Origin of the sequence: Pseudomonas sp. WAC2 (genome assembly GCF_030403525.1) — a bacterium.
In the GTDB taxonomy this organism is placed as follows: Bacteria; Pseudomonadota; Gammaproteobacteria; order Pseudomonadales; family Pseudomonadaceae; genus Chryseomonas; species Chryseomonas luteola.
Map to the genome: position 1 here is coordinate 1 of NZ_JAUEPD010000011.1, position 19,851 is coordinate 19,851.

Genomic DNA, 19,851 nt, shown 5'->3' on the forward strand with positions numbered 1-19,851 from the left:
ACAACCCGCGCTGGAACATCCTGATGGACAATATGCTGGCCTACCTGAAAGAGAATTGCGTACCGGCGTCCTACTGGGCGGCAGGTCCGGGTTGGGGCAACTATTTCATGTCGGTTGAGCCTATCAATGGTGTAGAGCGCCCGCAGTGGCCGACGCTCAAGAAGTACATGGACAGCAGCAGCTGCACCGAGATTGGTCCGAAAAAAACTGTTGCTACAACACCTGCAGCATCGACTACTCCTGTGGCCTCTACACCGGCTTCAGCAGGCACGGTGAGTGAGATTAATAACATCACTAACGTGGACTGGCTAAACGGCGTGTATCGCAAGAAGCCTGGTTTTTCGATTCCGGCCAATGATGCTAACAAGGCGGCCTTTAAAGTAGGGGCGTCGGTACGCTTGGCTGATGGCCAGGTCAGAAAGATCAGCTCCGCACAGGTCGGTGCAAAGATGGCGGTGTATCTTGAGGGCGCGGCGGTTAACGGCGCGGTGGTTGGGTATCCTAAAACACTGGTAGTCGTGCCTAACTAAATAAACGACTTCAGCCTCTATAAATCAAAAAGCCGTCCGTAGGGGCGGCTTTTTTTGGCGTTACCCTATGGCTGATAGCGATACTACTACCGCTCCATTACATCAAGTACGACCCTATCCAATCCTGTCTTCGCGAGCCATTAGGATACCCCTGATGCTTAGAGTAGACACTATAACAATCAAACGACAGTCATGAGCGTGATCAATCCCGGGGCTGTAACTCTTTTGGTTCAGGACAACGCGGTAGTCTTTCTAGGGGGTCTTGTGCAACCTGCCGGGTGGCAAGGTAGTGTTTGATATCGGCTCGCCTGTCTGCAAGCTTCTGGCGCCGCGTATGCCGCTCGAGCACTACGGCAGCTAATGCCATAGCCAGTAGCGAGACGCTGGCCAGCGTTACGAGTGCGCTTAGCCAGTAGGTATCGATACTGCCATCTATATTCCCGCTAGAGCTTCCCATGTGGAAACGTGCGCTTGCCATTCCGGTGTAATGCATTGCCGCTATGCCAAAGCCGAGAAAAATGGATGCGGCGAAACGCAGCATCCAGACATGCGCCAAAGGCCGCTTTAGATGAAAAGCTACATACAGCGCCGAGATTGAGGCAAGTACTGCGATGACCAGGGAGGCGCCTAGCCATATGGGGTCGTAGCTGATGGCTGGATGCATATTGATTGCAGCCATGCCGGTGTAATGCATCGCTGCAATCCCGGCGCCCATGACCAGACCACCCCAGAAAAAATGCCGAGTCGCCAGCGCTGGACGGCAGACGATTCCCAGCGCTACAGCCGCTGCTAAAATAGCCAGCCCTAACGAAAGCACAGTGGCCGAGGCTTGGTAGCTAAGCTCGATAGGCAGGCTGAAAGCCAGCATGCCAATGAAATGCATTGCCCAGATTCCAACCCCCATGGCTACTGAGCCACAACCAAGCCATTTCCGCGCAGCAGTGCCGGATGTATTAAACACAGCAGAGGCCAGCTGGAGCGCAGTGTAGGAGGTCAGAACTGCCACAATGATAGAGATCAAGACTAGGAATGGGTCATAACTACCAGTAAGCATAGGGTTACCCGGTTTCAGATCCTAAGCTTAACGGCCGACTGCGTCGTTTCTGAAATTACGCTCGTAGTCCGAGGTCCATATCCCGGTACGCTCATGTGCTGCAACACATGCGCCAAATACAGCCGTCAATGAATATCCCATGTAGTCGATACACAAGAACCACCCCTTAAGCTGCGCCGCAGGGAAAAGCGTAACTGGTACCCACAACAAATGATCTCCATGAACCAGGCCAATCGTCTTCGGCGCGTCTTCATCGTGTTTGCCCTGTGCTTTACCCTGGGGCTTACCAGCGTTGTGTCACTTCAGCTTTTTAGAAGCTATGAGGCTACTTTAAATGCTGCTGAGGTGAATGCGGCTAATCTGGTGAAATCAATTGCGCAGCATGCTCAGGACACTTACGAGGAACTGGATCTGACCAGCTATGGCATAGTCGAGAGGCTGGAGTGGGATAACTTTGGCGCAGGGCTATCGGATGAAAATGTGGCGCGTTTGAAGCAGTTTTTCAAACGCCAGGTTGCTCAGATGAACCAGGTGCATGGCGTTTTCGTCTATGACAAGGACGGCAAGTGGATCGTGACGGATAAGGATGACTATCCCGCCAGCATCAATAACAGTGACCGCGAATATTTCATCTACCACAAGACCTTCAGGGACCGAGGGGTTTATATTGGTACACCCCTGCGCAGCCGATCTACAGGCGACCTTGTAGTCCCTGTTTCGCGCCGAATCAACAACCCGGACAAGAGTTTTGCCGGCGTTGTACTGGTTACCGTCAATATCGAGTATTTCAACGCCTACTATGCTGACTTCCGACTGGGTGCCGGGGATATCATTGTCCAGGCCTTGCGTAGCGGTGAAGTGATCTCACGGTTGCCCAATTCAGAAAATAACATACGGCTTAATCTCTCCAAGGGAGAGGTATACAGCAAGTACCTGCACCAAGGACGCTTTGGCGTTACTCGAATTACTTCAGTTGTAGACGGCGTAAAGCGTATCCAGGGATATCAGGCGCTTGAGCGCTATCCGCTGGTGGTACAGGTTGGATTTTCCTTAAAAGATGTGTTAGCCCCCTGGCTGACCGAGGTGGTGATTTACACCGGCGGGCTAATGGTCATGCTCGCTGTTTTATTTGCCCTGGCGCTGGTCGTGCTGCGCTACATGCGACTGGACCGGGAAAATCAACTCGAACTTAAAGCCGCCTATGACGCTGTTGAAAGGCTGGCAATGGAAGATGGCCTGACCGGTTTAGCCAACCGACGCCATTTCGATGTCATGCTGCCGGTTGAGCTGAACCGAGGACGCCGTCAGGCTCACCCGATCGGGCTTATCATGCTCGACGTAGATTATTTCAAACGATTTAATGACCGCTATGGCCATCAGATGGGAGATCTGTGCCTTCAAGCTGTAGCGCAGGTCATCAAACAGAATGTTCGCCGCGCAGGTGACTTAGCCGCACGCTATGGTGGTGAAGAGCTTGTCATCCTGCTGCCTAATACCGATGAAGCGGGTACTTATGGCATTGCGACGGCCATCATGGAAGGTATCAGGGCGGCAAACATTGAGCATATGGACTCTCCTCTGGGTCGCGTCACAGCCAGTATCGGATACCATGTAGTGATTCCAGACAGTTCTGAATACAATCCGGCCTATGAGCTGGGCTTTGCTGACATGAATCTGTATACAGCAAAGGAGCTGGGACGAAACAGAGTCCATCCTATTCCCAATATTATCTAACACCCTCTTGCTCAGCCGTTAGAGCAATTTCTCGTTTTCCTGCCCCTCGATTCGGTACGGCTGAAAATCTGCGAGCCTACTTGAAGCCGATATGAATTTACTTTTATCGCGTTATAGTCAGTGGTTAGAGATTTGCGGCAGTAGACGCAGGAAGTAGTGCAGCCGCAGGCCTTATGAATAGTCTCTTTCGTGAAGCCAGAGGCATGCAAGATATAGAAGAATGGCTGATATCGAATATTGACCAGGAGTACTTTGTTTCAAAAACATAATTGGGCTTTGAATAAGTCAGCACAGGCCTGGATTGCGAGCAGGGCGAGGCTCCTACTAAGCTGCTATTACACGGTCACGACCAGCCCTTTTAGCCATATACATCGCACTATCAGCCATACCGATTAGCTCTACCGGCTCTGTGCTGTTTTCTGGCGCAGTGGCTACACCAAAGGAGGCTGTAACGGAAATGGAGTGGCCACCTTCTAGAGTATTGAGCTGGCGCAGCGCCTCACATACCTGCTGAGCGCGAGCCACGGCGTTTTCCTTTGTACAATCCGGCAAAATCATGACCAGTTCTTCACCGCCATACCGGCAGGCTAGATCAGAGGCACGCAAGGACTTTTCAATAATTGGGCTGTCATGCGCAGGGCTGCATCCCCTCCGGCATGCCCATGGAGATCGTTTATCTGCTTGAAATGGTCGATATCAAGCATGATTACGCTAACAGGTGCTCCATTACGTTGTGAGCGGGCCAGTTCACAAGCCAGACTTTCCTCCATGACGCGTCGGTTGTAGAGGCCGGTCAGAGCATCCTTAACGGACTGGTCACGCATTACCTGTCTCAGCTTCGCATTGGTTAGTGCCAGCGCTGTCTGCTCGCTGATGGCTTCAGCCAGATTCATCGCTTGATCAACCAGGGCGCCGTCCTTAATGGGCTTGCTGATATACAAAAGGCCCAGCACTTCACCGTAAGCGGTTAAGGGTAGGCAGTAATGATTGCACGGGTCCTCTGCCATATAGTGATTACAGCGTAATGCAGAATGACTTTCCTCGCAGTAATGCACTTGTCCCCGGCGCAAAGCCCAGCAATCATGGGGAGCCATCATACGTGGCTCGACCTCCTCGCTGCCCCATGTGGCGCCTCGCTCCAACATGTCTGCTGAATTACGGTAGAGAAAGATCGCACCTACTGTATCTGGCAGCAGTTTTGAGCAATACAGCGAGCTGATTGCCAGTCCCTCTTGCAACGTCATCTCAGTCTGAAGCGTACGAGACATCTCTCCCAAGAGAGATACTTCAAGGTTACGCTGGCTAAGTTCTCTGACGCTCTCCTCAAGCTTTCGGCTGATGAGTTGAGCATCATTGGCTGAGTTTTCTTGAGCAAGGATAGCGTTACGCATTGACCTGAACATAAAGGATAGAAGCAGCATGGTCAGGAGTGTACTGATTAGAGAAAAGCCTACTGCCGCTATACTTTTCTCTCCAAGCTTATTATCAAGCGCTGCCAGTTCCTGCTGCTCTCCAAATATGAGTTCGCCTACCACGTTACGAACGTTCTCCATCAAATCCTTGCCGTGACCGGTACGAATAATGGCCTCTACTGCAGCGTACCCCTGCTCATGCCTGAGGGTGATGGTTCTGGCCAGATCTTCGAGCTTCAGCTGAGCATGCTTAATAAGCACATCTACTTTTTCTGTCTGATCCAGAACGTCGCCAGCGTAAACACTCTTGAGCCTCTTGAATTCGTTAGGCAGGGAGGATAGCGAAACATAGTAGGGCCGTAATAAATACCTCATTACCGGTAATGACATAACCACGCTGGCCAGTCTCTGCATCGACCACCAGCTCCTGCACAATACGGAGACTTTCTATCTGCATCTGGACAACATTACGCTCTTGGCGCGTATCGTTGACCCAAAACAGGTTAAGGGGGGCAACTGCTGCGGTTAGGATCATAATGACTGAAGCGCTGCCGGCAGCAAGCTTGAGCCGAGCCTTTCTGAACGCCATACATTAACCTTGCTACCAAATCCGGTTGAGCAGAGCCAAAGTCAGCCGTACCTAAAGGAACGAGAAGGCTATAGAAACGTACTGCTCTAGTAAGCGCCAGCTTGTGAGTAGGCGCTCACCAAGAAACTATGAAAGCAGGCCTAAGGGAAATAAAAATAGCTCGCTCCATAATCACAGGTCTGTTCATTGTCATAAGCATCGACCAACCCTTCAAAAACCTGAGCTTGGCGGCAGCCTTTAAGCCTAGTGGCAGACAGACGGTCATACAGATTCTTGAAGGTCAATAATAAGGTGTGTCGTTACCTTATACAGACAAGCAGCAGAATATCTGGCTCTGGCTTTAGGTGACGCCCTAGACCTCTCGCTGGCTTTGATAAGTAATGGGCAAGTACTGCGTGATATGACCATCGTCCTGCATGAACACTGGCCTAACGATGGTGAAGCAATGACCAAAAAGCGCAACATGCTCCGTACTTTTAGTGTGGGAAGCATAGCGCGGGACGCGAAGCGGCCCTAATGCGACCTGTTCTGCTGCTCGATGTACTGGCGTATGTTCGATATCGACGCCCCGCCCACGTTGCCCGCGAAATAGCTTGGGCTCCATAGGGCGTTATTTAAATACGCAGCCACCACGAGTTCCGGGTACATCAGCCGCAGTCGCCTGCTGGAGACGCCCTTGGGGCTATTCACGAGTCGCGAGAGCGCTACCTTCGACGGATAATGCATAGCAAATGCACATAGTCAGGCCCGCCATTGAGCTCAATGAGTTCAGATTCAAAGTCCGCGCTGACACTCCGGAAAATTCCTTCTGGCGAGAAGCTACACCACCCGCGTTTGTTCAGCTTGCGGCTCCTTAGTAGGACCGCAGGGCGTCAATGGGTTGCGTATAAAAGAATGGACCTGCTGTGAGTGCGGTGTCGCTCACGATCGCGATATTAACGCGGCTAGAAACATTCTTGCGCTCGGGCATGAGCGTCCATCTGTGGGAATCCCCGTCCTTTAGGCCGGGAAGGATATAAATGGCAGGCATGAGCAATTACGTACTTGTAGTGAGCGCAGGCTAGATATTTCTGGGTTCGGTTACTCCCAGCATCACAGCATTACCTGCCTGCGCTCATCAGTAAGGCTTCGCTAGCGACACTAGTCTAGCAGATCTGCGGGTACGTTGCCGCCGTTCTCAGCCAGCTTTTGCAGTACAGCTTTGTGCAGCCACATGTTCATCTGCGCGGAGTCCTGCAGTTTGTCTGCTGGGCAGTTCAGTTCTTTGGCGAGCTCCTGACGAGCAGACAGGCTGCTGTCCAGGTCAAGCAGCTTGAGCAGATCGACGATGGACGTTTTCCAGTTGAGCTTTTCGGCATGGTTGGCCGCCAGCCCGTCGAGCTTGGCAGCCACATCCACCTGACTGATGGCCTGTGGTGCGGCTCCGGTAGCTGTATCCGTGGACGAGGATGACGTGCCAGCGGGCGTACCTGCCGCTGCATCAGTGCTGCCCGGCTGCTGCGCGGTAGGTTCGGCAGCGTGTGCTTCTTTACCAATACCAAGCTTGGACAGGATATTGCCAAATAGGCTCATATAAACTCCTCATCTATCAATCGAGACGGTGACCTGCTTGTGCAGGGCTTGCCTATCTTCCGACCGCTGTGTCGAGGAATTAGTTTGAAATAAATGCCATTAGTTTGAGACCAGACCCAACATCTTCATTCCTGTTGGTGTTACTTCTCCTTCGGAATAATGGAGATGGCACCATTTTTCTCCAGAATCGCATATTTGATCTGATCCATTTGCTCAAGCCCATGCGTGGTACGGGCCGCCTCCAGGATGTCCTCCTCGGCCAGACGTACCTTGTTCAGTCTCGCCTTGAGCAACTGCCCATTCTCCACGATGATCATGGGCATCCCGTCTATGAACCGCGCAAGCTTGGGCGACCGCTCCTTGACCAGCGATAACCCGATATCAATGACTACCAGGGTCACGATGATGAGCGCTGCGTTGGTTACGGAAAAATCATCGCCCAGCAACGCCTGTTGAGTCGCCTCGCCAATAATCAGAAGTAGCACAAAATCAAACGTTGTGATTTCAGCCAGGGTACGCCGCCCGGCAATCTTGAAGATAACAAAGACCACCAGATAAACCGCCGCAGCGCGTAATACCGCGTCCATGATTGCTCCTTACGGATAAATGAATTGCGTCAGTTGCAGGGCGGGCCCTGAAGTCAGCGTTGAAACGACACTGCGAGACAGACCAACCCCCTGTGCCCGAAGACTCAGGTGCGTCTGGACCCAGCCTCGATCATCAGCCAGGTAGGTAAGGCGCATCCCTGAACCGTAGCTGCGGGATTCGACTGGCTCGGGTTGCAGGCTGTCGACACTGAATGAGTCCAACAGACTGCCGTCGAGCAGGATGGTCGCTTTTCCATCTGCTCCAGCCTTGGCCTTGATGGTGACCGGCATGGATGCACCATTACGTGCAAAGCGCTCGTAGACAATGATCAGTTCGCCATCAGGGCTCTGGATTTCGGTATGACTTAGTGGACCCTTGGAGAACAGACCAAGCAACGTCAGGATGACAATGACGCATAGCATGTACCAGCCTATACGCTCGATCATCCAGATCCGTTTCTGTACGCAAAGGTCTTCTTGGATCGGATACTGGCGGCTGGAAAACTCGTTCTTATCGTCTGGCGTTGACATATTTACGTCCCTGGCCTGTTGTTACGGTTGAAAGCCGGGACACTCATTAGTTCTGCGCGCACACGCCGTGCCTTGCCTCATCCCCCTGTCGCAGCACCGCATACGGCAGCCAGGAACCAAGCCCTTAGGCATTACGTCTGCAACATCAGGTAATACCTTAAGGGTGCACCATGACATTCAATGAACTCTCGGCAAAACTCTCAAATTCGGCAGGCTAGGCCCGCACGTTTCAGCTGGCTGTCACAGGCATCATTCTCTGGGCTGTCACAGGCCCAATCTTTCATTACAACGATACGTGGCAGCTGATCATCAACACCTCCACGACCATCATTACGTTTCTCATGGTGTTTCTGATCCAGAACACACAGAACCGTGACAACGTTGCCCTGCACATCAAGCTCGACGAATTCTTGCGCGTTACCCAAGGCGCACCGGATCGCCTGCTCCACTTGGAAAACCTCGACGCAAATGAACTCAAAGCGCTGCGCAAGAAGTATAAGGAGATAGGATAAAGAGGCCAGTGCGCTCAAGCGTCGGGACCTGGAGGCCGAGAAAAGTCTGAGCACGCCCAAAATAATGTGAAACCAATCACAGCAAGAAAAATCCAACCATTAGTAATGGCATTAAACCATCACCTCATTATTGACATGTAAATAAATCCTATAACCGCCATTAAGTTTCAAGCGTAGAAAACGATAACCCCTCCAATGCGGTTCTCTGCGCAATCGACTTAATGGTGGTGCTTGATGCCTTCCTCTGATGTTTCTCTCGATCATTCCATTTCTGGAGCTTCCAACCACGCTTCAATGACAGGTACCGTCTGGATTCCGCTTGCGCTGTGTGGCGTAGCTGGCGGAGCCGGAATTGTCTGGGCAGGAAACGCTTCCTTGTTGAGCTGGGTGCTGGCAGCTGCGCTACTGATTGCAGCCGGGCTTTTGGCTGTCTGGGGCCAGGCGCGTCAGCAGCAGATGCTGAAAGCACTTTCCGCCTCACAAAGCGAGGCACGCGGCATGACCGGCAAAAAGGCCCAAGAAGGTGCTGTGGACGGGATCTGTATTGAAGTGCTCCCGGTGTGGGCACAGCAGATCGAAACAGCGCGTAGTCACACGGAAGAAGCCGTTACTCAACTGACCCATCGCTTTGCTGAGCTGGCAGGACGTATCCAGATGTCAGTCGAAGGGTCCCATGATGGCAGTGCTCAGGCGCTTGTTGCGCTCCTGTCCTCCAGCCAGAACGAACTCAACGGCATCATTACCGGCCTGCGTGAAGCCTTGTCAAGCAAGGCAGTGCTCCAGCGTGAAATCACGCAACTGCATGAATTTACCGGCCAGCTTCAGGCCATGGCCAAGGATGTTGCCGATGTTGCCAAGCAGACGAACCTGTTGGCCTTGAACGCGGCTATCGAAGCTGCACGTGCAGGCGAGGCAGGCCGTGGATTTGCGGTAGTCGCCGATGAAGTTCGCAGCTTGTCGACTCTGTCAGGCAACACCGGACAAAAGATCAGCGAAACGGTGGAGACCGTTAATGCCGCCATTCGCCGCACCCTGGATGCCTCCGAGCAGTATGCGCGCCAGGATGCTGAAACTTTGGCAAATTCCGGCAATGTCATTGAAAACGTCATCACCCAGTTCAATGCCAACGCCAGTCATCTGGTGCAGCAGAGCAACACCTTGCGCGAGCAAAGTGAAGCCGTGGGCGCTGAAATCTCGGACGTCCTGGTAGCCCTGCAATTCCAGGATCGCGTCAGCCAGATGCTGAGCCATATCCGCAATGATTTGAACAAGCTGGAACAGCGCCTGCTTGACCGGCGTACTCAGGCCGCGCAGGGCGAGGCGTTGAAGCCGATCGACACCAAAGCCTGGCTTGATGAGCTGGCCAAGACCTATACCACAGCGGAGCAGCTGGCTGTCCATCACGGCAAAACGCCGGCCTCAGCCGCTTCGTCCGATATCACCTTCTTCTAAGCCACACTTCTGTTCGAGACCATTATGAGCACGAAAAAAACCGTTCTTATCGTTGATGACTCCATTTCGATCCGCCAGGTCGTCGGCATGACACTCAAGGGCGCCGGCTACGACGTGATCGAGGGCTGTGATGGCAAGGACGCATTGGGCAAGCTAGACGGCCGCAAGATCCACCTGATCATCAGCGACGTGAACATGCCCAATATGGACGGCATTGCGTTTGTTACAGCAGCCAAGAAGCTGCCTGCCTACAAGTTCACGCCAGTCATCATGCTGACCACCGAGTCGGGTGCCGACAAGAAATCAGCCGGTCAGGCCGCAGGCGCCAAAGCCTGGATGGTCAAGCCCTTCCAGCCCGCTCAGATGCTGGCGGCTGTTTCCAAACTGATTCTGCCGTAACCCTGCTACGAGATCGTCACCATGACCGAAGCCGCTATTGAACTGCATCACCGTGTGGCCCTGGATGGCCCGTTGACTATTTATACAGCAGCTGAGAGCAAGGCCAAGGTGCTCGATCCGCTCAAGGCCAGCGCACTTGTCGAATTTGATCTGGCAGGAGTAGATGAATTCGATTCGGCTGGCCTGCAGCTGCTCATCCTTGCAAAACAGGAAGCAGCCAGGCGTGGCTGCTCGCTTAGCCTGTGCAATCACAGCCCTGCGGTTGTGGAGTTGCTTGAGCTAAGCGGGCTAGTCAGCTTTTTTGGCGACCCTCTTCTTATTCAGCCGCATCTCGCTTGAGGCCACGCCGTGAATATCGATGACGTGTTAAAGATTTTTATTGCCGAAAGCCAAGAGCTTCTCCAGCAGATGGAAGATGCTCTGTTGCAGATCGAGCAGAACCCGCATGATCCAGACCTGATCAATGCGATTTTCCGTGCTGCCCATACAATCAAGGGTTCAGCAGGCCTGTTCGGGCTGGACGGTATCGTCAGTTTTACCCATGTGGCAGAAAGCGTTCTGGATCGCATTCGCAGTGGCGAGCTTGCCTTCAACGATGCGTTGGCCGCCCTATTCCTGCAGGTATGCGATCAGCTCAACGCCCTTATTACGCATGTAGAAGCTGGCGGCTCGCTGGATGAATTGGAGCCGGCACTGCACAAGCAGGGTACAGCCCTGGTCGAGACCTTGAGCCAGTATCTGTCTGGCAATGCCGTACCGACCTCGATTGTGGAAGCGGCTGCGCCCGTGGCCCGTGAGATCAGTGACAAGCCTGGCGAGCATTGGCATCTGTCACTGCGCTTTGGTCCCGATGTGTTACGCAATGGCATGGATCCCTTAGCGTTTTTACGGTACCTCAATACCTTCGGGCAGATCACTCATATCGTCACGCTAACTGAACATGTTCCTACGGCTGACGAAATGGACCCGGAAACCAGCTATCTGGGTTTTGAAGTGGCGTTTGCAACGGATGCCGATAAGGAAACGATTGAAGGTGCCTTCGAATTTGTTCGTGAAGACAGTCAAATTCGTATCTTTCCACCGAACAGCAAGACGGCCGATTATATCCAGTTGATCAACGAGCTACCGGAAGAAGATCTGCGCCTGGGTGAAATGCTGGTACGTTGCGGTGCGCTGACACAATCGGAGCTGGAAAAAGCACTTCAAAAACAGTCAGAGCCAGAAGCAGAAGCAGCGCCTATTGGTCAGGTACTGATCAATGAGAAGAATGTCCAACCACAAGTCGTGACCGCTGCGCTGCAGAAGCAAAAGCAGGTCAAGGACAACCGGACAGCTGAAGGTAACCTGATTCGAGTGGATGCCAACAAGCTTGATCAGCTTATTAACCTGATCGGTGAGCTGATTATTGCAGGGGCCGGTACCCAACTAGCCGCTCAGCAAAGTGGCGTTGCCCAACTGGTAGAGTCTACTGGCGTACTGTCGCGCTTGGTGGAAGAGGTACGTGATTCAGCCTTGACCCTGCGAATGGTACAAATCGGCACGACATTTAACCGCTTCCAGCGCGTCGTGCGTGATGTGTCCAAAGAGCTGGGTAAGGACATCGTTCTGGAAATCAGCGGTGGTGACACCGAACTGGACAAGACCGTAGTCGAGAAGATCGGCGATCCGCTGACCCATCTTATTCGCAACTCCATGGATCATGGTATTGAGCCGGCCCCTGTTCGCCTCGAGCGTGGCAAGCCTGCTCAGGGTACGGTGCGCCTGAATGCGTATCACGAGTCCAGCAGCATTGTCATCGAGGTATCGGACGACGGTGGTGGTCTTAACAAAGATCGCATCCTACGCAAAGCCATAGAGCGCGGACTCGTCAGCGACAACCAGAGCCTGACTGACAAGGAAATCTTCAACCTGATTTTCGAGCCTGGCTTTTCTACCGCCGAGCAAGTCAGCAACCTGTCCGGTCGTGGCGTTGGGATGGACGTGGTAAAGAAAAATATCACGGCTCTACGTGGCACAGTGGATCTGGACAGCGTTGAAGGCATAGGCACTACGATTAGTATCCGCCTGCCCCTGACACTGGCCATTATTGATGGCTTCCTGATTGGCGTTGGCAAAGCCACCTATGTGGTTCCACTGGACATGGTTGAGGAATGCATTGAGCTGACCAGCGATCAGTCCTCTGCGGCCAGACAAAGTACGAGCGATTACATCGATTTACGGGGCGATGCCCTGCCCTTCATCCGACTACGTGAATTGTTTGCCGTTGAAGATGAACCGCCACGCCGTGAAAACGTGGTTGTCGTGAACTACGCAGGTAGTCGTGCCGGCTTGGTCGTAGATCAGCTCATGGGTGAGTTTCAGACCGTTATCAAGCCACTCGGCAAGATTTTCGATAACAACCGCGCCTTGGGCGGCTTCACCATATTGGGTAGTGGTGCCGTGGCGTTGATCCTCAGTGTGCCGGGAATGATCGGCACAATTACACAAAGGCAGGCCGCTTCCAGCGCCGCCATGACCATCAATTCCTGATTGAGACAGCTATCATGAACGAAACGAAAAAAATGGTGCTGCTGGTAGTCTCTGCATTACTAGGCATTCTGGTCCTGGCCGGCGCTGCGCAGTACCAGATCAGCCGGGTATTCGAGGCAGCAAACTTCGGCAACGAGAACGCAGTGCCGAGCTTATTGGCTATCGCAGCGGTCAACGATCCTACCAATAAGTCTGTAAGAGCTATGTTCCTTCACTTACAGAGCAACGATGCCCTTGAAAAAGGGCAGCTGGCTCAAGAAGTCCATGACCTGCAGAACAAGGTCCAAGGTGCTCTGAAAAACTATGAAAACCTCCTAGCCAACGATGAGGATCGTCGTCTGCTGGAGCAGGACCGTGAAGCCATCGGTGCCCTGTTCGCCCTTCAGGATAAATTGCTTCTGCTCTCCCAGCAGGGACAACTGGATCAAGCCAGGGAAATACTGATGGCTAACCGTCCGGTTTTCACCAAGCTGGCCGAAGCCTTGGGTACTCATCGTGAGTTCAATCAGCGCCTGGGTGAACAAAGTGCTCAGCTGGCAGCCAGCATCAAGACCAATGCAACAATTACATCCATTGTTATCGCCCTGGTGACTCTGCTTGCTATCGGCTTTATTGGTTTCGTCATCATCCGCAGCCTGCAAAAAGTCGTAGCCGTAGCCAATCGCGTGGCTAAGGGCGATCTGCCGGATGACATTGTAGTCAAGGCAAGCGATACAACTAGCCTCATGGCGGCCATGAGTCGCATGGTAGGTACGTTACGCAATCTGCTCAACGAGATGAATCACATGTCCAAGGAGCACGACAAAGGGGATATAGATGTTTTCATTCCCGCTGACCGCTTCGAGGGCAGCTACCGCACTATGGCGCAAGGCGTGAACACCATGGTGTCTAGCCATCTCGAAGTCCAGCAGAAAGCTATGGCATGCGTAAAGGCCTTTGGCGAAGGCAATCTGGACGCCTCTCTTGAGCGCTTCCCCGGCAAGAAGGCGGTGATCAACGATAACATCGAGCAGGTACGTGCAAACATCATGCAGCTGGTCAATGAAATGCAGCGCATGTCCCGTGCTCATGACAAAGGTGACATCGACGTCTTCATCGAAGCAGCCCGTTTTAGCGGCTCTTATCAGGCGCTGGCGGAAGGCATCAACACGATGGTCGATGGCCACCTTGAGGTGCAACGCAAGGCCATGGCGTGTGTACAGGCTTTTGGCGAAGGTGATCTTTCTGCACCGCTGGAGCGCTTCCCAGGCAAAAAGGCAATAATCAACGACAATATCGAGCAGGTACGGGCCAATATCCAGCGGCTGGTAGATGATGCCAGCGCGCTCAGCAGTGCAGCCATGGCAGGCCAGTTGGCAACCCGCGCCGAGGCTGGTCAGCATAAGGGTGATTTCCGCCGTATCGTTGAAGGCATCAACGGGACGCTCGATGCGATTGTCAGCCCCGTTAATGAGGCCATGAGCGTTATGGCCGGCCTTGCCCAAGGTGACCTCAGCCGCACGGTACAAGGTAACTACCAAGGTCAGTTGCTGGAACTCAAGCAATCCATCAACAGCACCGTTGGCAAGCTGAACCAGATCATCACGGACGTTCGCGATTCGGCCGATGCACTGGCAAGTGCGTCAGAAGAAATTTCAGCAACTGCCCAGTGCATGAGCCAGGCCTCGACAGAGCAAGCGGCATCGGTTGAAGAGACCAGCGCGTCTATGGAGCAGATGTCCGCCTCCATTGCTCAGAATACCGAAAACGCCAAGGTAACCGACGGTATGGCCAGCAAGGCCGCCCAGGAAGCCACCGAAGGTGGCAAGGCCGTAAAAGACACAGTTGCAGCCATGAAGACCATCGCCGACAAGATTGGCATCGTGGACGACATCGCCTACCAGACCAACCTGCTGGCCTTGAACGCGGCGATTGAAGCGGCACGTGCCGGTGAGCATGGTAAGGGCTTTGCGGTTGTGGCGGCTGAAGTGCGCAAGCTGGCCGAGCGTAGCCAAGTTGCCGCTCAGGAAATTGGCAACGTCGCCAAGGGCAGCGTAGACCTTGCCGAACGTGCCGGTACGTTACTGGACGAAATTGTGCCCTCCATTGGCAGAACGTCTGATCTTGTACAGGAAATCGCCGCCGCATCAGAGGAGCAGAGCTCAGGTGTCAGCCAGATCAATGCAGCCATGGGCCAGTTGAGCCAAATTACGCAACAAAATGCTTCAGCCTCTGAAGAATTGGCCGCTACAGCCGAAGAAATGAGCAGTCAGGCTGAACAACTGCAGCGTCTGATGAGCTTCTTCAGCAGCAATGGCCACACGGCTACGGCAGACCTTCAACGTGCGTTAGACCATACCCGTCCGCTCATGGAGCAGGTACGCAACAAAGCTCAGGCTCATCCGCATGCTGCAATGGCATCTGGCGCGTTACCGGAAGGCTTTATCCGCTTCCAGAGCTGATGATCATACAGGGCGCCTGCATCTTCCGCAGGCGCTCTTCTATCAAGATATTTAACCCAGGTTGGCCAGAGGCTTACCTGTGAGGCTGATCATGACTGTTTCAAAGAAAATGCTTCTTCTGGTGTTCTCAGCCCTGCTTGGCATTGTGCTATTGGCAGGGACAGGTCAGTACCAGATCGACCGTGTATTCCAGGCGGCTAACTATGGCAATGACAATACAGTGCCTAGCCTATTGGCGATCAATGAGATTAGCCGGAGCGTTGATAGCTCCATCAAGAGTTTTTACGTGCACATATTGAGCACTGACGCGGCTCAAATGGCGCAAGTCGATGAGACACTGGCGTCTATTCGCACGGATATTGACCAGAGTTTGAAGCACTATGAAACCCTACTGTCAAACGATCAGGACCGTCAGCTGCTGGCTAGCGATCGTGAAGCGTTAAAAGGACTGAGAGAACTAGAAAACAAGGTGCTGCCCTTGTCACGGGAAAACCGTACTGAGGAAGCTAAATCAATGCTCTTGGAAAATCTTCAAGTCATTGAAAAAGTTAGCCAGGCACTTGATGCTCACGTCAGATTCAATGAGCAACTCGGTAAGGAAGGCGCCGCGACCGCAGTAAGCCTGAAAGGAACTGCCACTCTTATCTCTATCATAATTGCGCTGGCTACATTGGCAACCGTAGGCCTGATCGGCTTTGTCATTACCCGCAGCCTGCTTCGGCAGTTAGGTGGCGAACCCGCCGACGTTGCAGCCATGGCCAATCGTGTTGCGGCCGGTGACCTGCCTAATGAGATTGCCTTGAAAGCAGGCGACTCTACCAGCCTCATGGCGGCAATGAGCCGTATGGTGGAAACCTTACGCGGCCTGCTCAATGAAATGAATCGCATGTCCACCGAGCACGACAAGGGCGAGACCGATACCTTCATTCCGGCTGATCGCTTCGAGGGTAGCTACCGCACAATGGCGCAAGGCGTGAACGATATGGTCAAGGGCCATATCGATGACCAGCGTAGTGCAATGGCCTGCGTAAAAGGCTTTGGTGAAGGCAACCTGGACGCGCCTCTGGCCCGCTTGCCGGGCAAGAAAGCATTCATTAACGATAACATTGAGCAGGTGCGTGCCAACATCAAGGCACTGATTACCGATACCCAGCAACTTAGTCAGGCGGCAATAGCTGGTCAGCTTGATGAGCGAGCCGACGCTTCCCAGCACCAGGGTGACTTCCGCCGGATCATCGAAGGCGTCAATGGCACATTGGACGCCATCGTTGCACCACTAAGCGAAGCTATGGACGTCATGGGGGCGCTGTCAAACGGCAACCTAGGCCGTACGATTCAAGGCGATTACCAAGGTCAGCTCTTGGAACTCAAGCAGTCGGTCAACAGCACCGTCAGCAAGCTGTCCCAGATCATCATGGATGTGCGTGATTCGGCCGATGCATTGGCCAGCGCATCGGAAGAGATTTCAGCAACTGCGCAAAGCATGAGCCAGGCGTCCTCTGAGCAGGCCGCATCGGTTGAGGAAACCAGCGCGTCCATGGAGCAGATGTCCGCCTCCATTGCTCAGAATACCGAAAACGCCAAGGTTACCGATGGCATGGCCAGCAAGGCTGCTAAAGAAGCCGTTGAGGGTGGTCAGGCGGTTCGTGAGACCACTTCTGCTATGCAAAGCATTGCCGAGAAGATCGGCATTGTGGACGACATTGCCTACCAGACCAACCTGCTGGCCTTGAACGCTGCGATTGAAGCCGCACGTGCCGGTGAGCATGGCAAGGGCTTTGCCGTTGTAGCAGCGGAAGTGCGTAAGCTGGCCGAGCGTAGCCAGGTTGCCGCTCAGGAAATTGGCAACGTGGCCAAGGGCAGCGTTGCCTTGGCCGAGCGTGCCGGTACGTTGCTGGATCAGATCGTTCCGTCGATTACCAAGACTTCCGACTTGGTACAGGAAATCGCTGCTGCATCCGAAGAGCAAACCTCAGGTGTAGGCCAAATCAACTCCGCAATGGGTCAGCTCAATCAAATTACGCAACAAAATGCTTCAGCCTCTGAAGAATTGGCGGCAACGGCCGAAGAAATGAGTAGCCAAGCAGAAAAACTGCAGCAACTGATGAGCTTCTTCTCAGCCCATCGTGCCGCAGCTGATCTGCAGCGCGCCATCGATCATGTAAGGCCGGTTTCTAGCAAGCCGAGCCATAGCAGGGAGCGGGTCATGGCGCAACGTCCACTTCGTACAGGCTCGTCACCGGAAGGATTCGTCCGGTTCGAGGAATAAGACATGAGTACCGATGTGACTACTGCGTTGCTCTCTTCAAACGGTGAAGCCGAGCGTCAACACCTGACCTTTGTAGTAAACGGTGAGACCTTTGCCGTGGATACGCTGTGCGTACGGGAGATTATTGAATACGGCCAGCTTACTGTCGTTCCGCTGATGCCAGCGTTTATCTGCGGAGTAATCAACCTGCGCGGCGCCGTCGTGCCAGTCATTGATCTGGAAGCACGGTTCGGAGGCACTCGTACGGCTGTTACATCGCGGACCTGCGTCGTCATCCTCGAGACTGTAGATGACGAACAACCCCAAGTCATTGGTGTGGTGGTTGATGCTGTAAGTGAAGTGCTTGAAATACCTCTGGAGCATGTCCGTCCGACTCCGGCTTTCGGCAGCCGCATCCGGACTGACTTCATTCAGGGCATTGCCAAGATCAAGGACGAGTTCGTGGTACTGCTGAACGTCAGCCAAGTGCTGTCCATCAGCGAAATCGCAGGACTCGTCAAAACCCCAGAAACCGCTATGGCCTTCGGCAGCGCGCGTGCAGCGCTTCCGCAGCGCTCGTTGTAACCTTTCGGAGTCATAGCCATGTTTAGAAACATGCGCGTTACCACCAAGCTTGCCTTGGGCTTTGGCACAGTCGTCGCTCTGCTTGTCATCGTTATTCTAGTGGGCGTCGTCAACATGGCGGCCATGAAAGCCTCAACGGACACTATGTCATTAGATCGTTTTCCGAAAACGGAGATGACCAATGCTCTTGTGCGCGGAACGCTTGATAACGGCCGCCTTTTACGCAACATGCTGCTTGTAGACGATGTAGCCAAGCGGCAGGAATTCAAAGATCAAGTCACTAAAAATCGCAGCGCTAACTCCGAGCTCATCAGTAAACTTGAGGCCTCTATCTATTCCGAAAAAGGCAAAGAGCTTTTTAAGGAATTATCCAGCAAGCGTACGGCATTGCAGGCCAAGTACGAGCCGTTCTATACCTTAGTAGACCAAGACCATAGCCGGGCTGTTGATTACATGCTCAAAGAGTTTGCCCCAGCCAATAACGCTTATATTGAGACGTTAAGTGCGCTGAACAAATTCATGAAAGAGCAAATGGATTCAGCGGGAGCAGAGGCAACCCAGGCATATGAGTCTGCTCGCCTCCTGATGATTTCTATAGGTGCAGTGGCATTAGTAATAGCTACTCTTCTTGGTTTCATCATCGCCCGCAGTCTCATCAAGCAATTAGGTGGCGAACCGGCCTATGCTGCTGAAGTTGTTAGCCGCGTTGCTGCAGGTGACCTGAGCGTCAATGTTGTGACCAAGCCTGGTGATACCACTAGCATGCTCGCGGCTATCAAAGGCATGACAGACAAACTGGCTTATATTATTAGTGAAGTGCGGGGCTCTGCCGATGCGCTGTCTAGTGCCTCAGAGCAGGTTTCCGCTACAGCACAAAGCATGAGTCAAGCGTCTTCTGAACAGGCCGCATCGGTTGAAGAAACCAGCGCGTCCATGGAGCAGATGTCTGCCTCTATCGGCCAGAATACCGAGAACGCCAAGGTTACCGACGGCATGGCCAGCAAGGCCGCCCAGGAAGCAGCCGAAGGTGGCAAGGCCGTGAAGGACACAGTCGCAGCCATGAAGACCATTGCCGACAAGATTGGCATCGTGGACGACATCGCCTATCAGACCAACCTGTTGGCCTTGAACGCGGCGATCGAAGCCGCACGTGCCGGTGAGCATGGCAAGGGCTTTGCGGTTGTGGCAGCTGAAGTACGCAAGCTGGCCGAGCGTAGCCAGATTGCAGCCCAGGAAATTGGCAATGTAGCCAAAACAAGCGTGGCCTTGGCTGAGCGTGCCGGTACGTTGCTGGACGAAATCGTACCCTCGATCGGCAAGACGTCCGATCTGGTACAGGAGATTGCGGCCGCATCCGAAGAGCAAACCTCAGGTGTAGGCCAGATCAACACGGCGATGAGTCAATTGAGCCAAATCACTCAGCAGAACGCTTCTGCCTCGGAAGAGCTGGCTGCGACCTCCGAAGAAATGAGTGGTCAGGCCGAACAGCTTCAACAGCTGATGGAGTTCTTTACCCTGGCTCACAACGGGAGTGTTTCTTCCAGTGAAGCTCCGCGCAGCCAACCACCAGCGGCTGTACCGACTCGCAAGGCAGCAACGCCAGCGCGTGACTACAGCCCTGCCGCCGGTCAATTGGCTGGCGTACCGGCTGGTTTTGTACGCTTCAAGGATTAACG

The 19,851-nt window shown here is 53.5% G+C and carries 14 protein-coding genes and 6 pseudogenes; 13 read left to right on the forward strand and 7 right to left on the reverse strand.

Features of this window, described 5'->3' with window-relative positions:
* Window positions 1-497: pseudogene (locus tag QWJ10_RS20710) on the forward strand (glycoside hydrolase family 5 protein); the annotation flags it as partial.
* 235 nt (window positions 498-732) lie between these two features.
* On the opposite strand, the gene QWJ10_RS20715 reads toward QWJ10_RS20710, so the two are convergent.
* On the reverse strand, window positions 733-1,584 hold the full coding sequence (locus QWJ10_RS20715) for an MHYT domain-containing protein (protein WP_289929544.1): 852 nt from the start codon (window positions 1,582-1,584) through the stop codon (window positions 733-735).
* Between the two features lie 219 nt (window positions 1,585-1,803).
* Between QWJ10_RS20715 and QWJ10_RS20720 the strand changes: the two genes are divergently transcribed.
* Window positions 1,804-3,318, forward strand: a complete 1,515-nt coding sequence (locus QWJ10_RS20720) for a sensor domain-containing diguanylate cyclase (protein WP_289929545.1) — start codon at window positions 1,804-1,806, stop codon at window positions 3,316-3,318.
* Window positions 3,319-3,642: 324 nt separating this feature from the next.
* Here QWJ10_RS20720 and QWJ10_RS20730 read toward each other — a convergent pair.
* From QWJ10_RS20730 to tnpA, 3 genes and pseudogenes are all read right to left on the reverse strand, one after another.
* Window positions 3,643-5,144 (reverse strand): annotated as a pseudogene (locus QWJ10_RS20730) (diguanylate cyclase).
* Window positions 5,056-5,319 carry a CHASE3 domain-containing protein gene (locus tag QWJ10_RS20735; protein ID WP_289929548.1) on the reverse strand — a complete coding sequence of 88 codons (264 nt, stop codon included), beginning with the start codon at window positions 5,317-5,319 and terminating at the stop codon, window positions 5,056-5,058. Before QWJ10_RS20735 ends, QWJ10_RS20730 begins: the two are co-directional and overlap by 89 nt.
* A gap of 513 nt (window positions 5,320-5,832) precedes the next feature.
* Window positions 5,833-6,101 (reverse strand): annotated as a pseudogene (gene tnpA, locus QWJ10_RS20740) (IS200/IS605 family transposase); the annotation flags it as partial.
* 26 nt (window positions 6,102-6,127) lie between these two features.
* On the opposite strand from tnpA, the gene QWJ10_RS20745 reads away from it, so the two are divergent.
* On the forward strand, window positions 6,128-6,322 hold the full coding sequence (locus tag QWJ10_RS20745) for a zinc ribbon domain-containing protein (protein WP_289929633.1): 195 nt from the start codon (window positions 6,128-6,130) through the stop codon (window positions 6,320-6,322).
* Window positions 6,323-6,459: 137 nt separating this feature from the next.
* Here the strand turns inward: QWJ10_RS20745 and QWJ10_RS20750 are convergent, their stop codons facing one another.
* The 3 genes from QWJ10_RS20750 to QWJ10_RS20760 all read right to left on the reverse strand — a co-directional run bounded on the left by QWJ10_RS20750 (window position 6,460) and on the right by QWJ10_RS20760 (window position 8,009).
* Window positions 6,460-6,891, reverse strand: coding sequence for a DUF3597 domain-containing protein (locus QWJ10_RS20750; RefSeq protein ID WP_010798861.1), 432 nt, complete (start codon window positions 6,889-6,891; stop codon window positions 6,460-6,462).
* A gap of 140 nt (window positions 6,892-7,031) precedes the next feature.
* Window positions 7,032-7,478 (reverse strand): YetF domain-containing protein, encoded by a 447-nt coding sequence (locus QWJ10_RS20755; RefSeq protein ID WP_289929549.1) that lies wholly within the window; start codon window positions 7,476-7,478, stop codon window positions 7,032-7,034.
* Window positions 7,479-7,487: 9 nt separating this feature from the next.
* Window positions 7,488-8,009, reverse strand: a complete 522-nt coding sequence (locus tag QWJ10_RS20760; RefSeq protein ID WP_289929550.1) for a hypothetical protein — start codon at window positions 8,007-8,009, stop codon at window positions 7,488-7,490.
* 170 nt (window positions 8,010-8,179) lie between these two features.
* On the opposite strand from QWJ10_RS20760, the pseudogene QWJ10_RS20765 reads away from it, so the two are divergent.
* The 10 genes and pseudogenes from QWJ10_RS20765 to QWJ10_RS20810 all read left to right on the forward strand — a co-directional run bounded on the left by QWJ10_RS20765 (window position 8,180) and on the right by QWJ10_RS20810 (window position 19,849).
* Window positions 8,180-8,521, forward strand: a pseudogene (locus tag QWJ10_RS20765) (low affinity iron permease family protein).
* 234 nt (window positions 8,522-8,755) lie between these two features.
* Window positions 8,756-9,973: a methyl-accepting chemotaxis protein gene (locus QWJ10_RS20770; RefSeq protein ID WP_289929551.1), complete on the forward strand. Its 1,218-nt coding sequence runs from the start codon at window positions 8,756-8,758 to the stop codon at window positions 9,971-9,973.
* Between the two features lie 24 nt (window positions 9,974-9,997).
* Window positions 9,998-10,372, forward strand: a complete 375-nt coding sequence (locus QWJ10_RS20775; RefSeq protein ID WP_019366686.1) for a response regulator — start codon at window positions 9,998-10,000, stop codon at window positions 10,370-10,372.
* A gap of 21 nt (window positions 10,373-10,393) precedes the next feature.
* Window positions 10,394-10,711, forward strand: coding sequence for an STAS domain-containing protein (locus QWJ10_RS20780; protein WP_019366687.1), 318 nt, complete (start codon window positions 10,394-10,396; stop codon window positions 10,709-10,711).
* Window positions 10,712-10,720: 9 nt separating this feature from the next.
* Window positions 10,721-12,901, forward strand: a complete 2,181-nt coding sequence (locus QWJ10_RS20785) for a chemotaxis protein CheA (protein WP_197873441.1) — start codon at window positions 10,721-10,723, stop codon at window positions 12,899-12,901.
* A 32-nt stretch (window positions 12,902-12,933) separates the two neighbouring features.
* Window positions 12,934-14,463 (forward strand): annotated as a pseudogene (locus QWJ10_RS20790) (MCP four helix bundle domain-containing protein); the annotation flags it as partial.
* Window positions 14,464-14,478: 15 nt separating this feature from the next.
* Window positions 14,479-15,228 (forward strand): annotated as a pseudogene (locus QWJ10_RS20795) (methyl-accepting chemotaxis protein); the annotation flags it as partial.
* 205 nt (window positions 15,229-15,433) lie between these two features.
* A complete protein-coding gene (locus QWJ10_RS20800; RefSeq protein WP_083848890.1) occupies window positions 15,434-17,611 on the forward strand; it encodes a methyl-accepting chemotaxis protein in 2,178 nt (725 codons plus the stop codon).
* A gap of 3 nt (window positions 17,612-17,614) precedes the next feature.
* Window positions 17,615-18,175: a chemotaxis protein CheW gene (locus QWJ10_RS20805; protein ID WP_019366691.1), complete on the forward strand. Its 561-nt coding sequence runs from the start codon at window positions 17,615-17,617 to the stop codon at window positions 18,173-18,175.
* 18 nt (window positions 18,176-18,193) lie between these two features.
* Window positions 18,194-19,849: a methyl-accepting chemotaxis protein gene (locus tag QWJ10_RS20810; RefSeq protein ID WP_019366692.1), complete on the forward strand. Its 1,656-nt coding sequence runs from the start codon at window positions 18,194-18,196 to the stop codon at window positions 19,847-19,849.
* The last annotated feature ends 2 nt before the right edge of the window (window positions 19,850-19,851 follow it).

Coding starts and splice junctions, on each gene's coding strand:
- QWJ10_RS20715 (WP_289929544.1), bottom strand. CDS start 1,584: ATGCTTACTGGTAGTTATGACCCATTCCTAGTCTTGATCTCTATCATT.
- QWJ10_RS20720 (WP_289929545.1), top strand. CDS start 1,804: ATGAACCAGGCCAATCGTCTTCGGCGCGTCTTCATCGTGTTTGCCCTG.
- QWJ10_RS20735 (WP_289929548.1), bottom strand. CDS start 5,319: ATGGCGTTCAGAAAGGCTCGGCTCAAGCTTGCTGCCGGCAGCGCTTCA.
- QWJ10_RS20750 (WP_010798861.1), bottom strand. CDS start 6,891: ATGAGCCTATTTGGCAATATCCTGTCCAAGCTTGGTATTGGTAAAGAA.
- QWJ10_RS20755 (WP_289929549.1), bottom strand. CDS start 7,478: ATGGACGCGGTATTACGCGCTGCGGCGGTTTATCTGGTGGTCTTTGTT.
- QWJ10_RS20760 (WP_289929550.1), bottom strand. CDS start 8,009: ATGTCAACGCCAGACGATAAGAACGAGTTTTCCAGCCGCCAGTATCCG.
- QWJ10_RS20770 (WP_289929551.1), top strand. CDS start 8,756: ATGCCTTCCTCTGATGTTTCTCTCGATCATTCCATTTCTGGAGCTTCC.
- QWJ10_RS20775 (WP_019366686.1), top strand. CDS start 9,998: ATGAGCACGAAAAAAACCGTTCTTATCGTTGATGACTCCATTTCGATC.
- QWJ10_RS20780 (WP_019366687.1), top strand. CDS start 10,394: ATGACCGAAGCCGCTATTGAACTGCATCACCGTGTGGCCCTGGATGGC.
- QWJ10_RS20800 (WP_083848890.1), top strand. CDS start 15,434: ATGACTGTTTCAAAGAAAATGCTTCTTCTGGTGTTCTCAGCCCTGCTT.
- QWJ10_RS20805 (WP_019366691.1), top strand. CDS start 17,615: ATGAGTACCGATGTGACTACTGCGTTGCTCTCTTCAAACGGTGAAGCC.
- QWJ10_RS20810 (WP_019366692.1), top strand. CDS start 18,194: ATGTTTAGAAACATGCGCGTTACCACCAAGCTTGCCTTGGGCTTTGGC.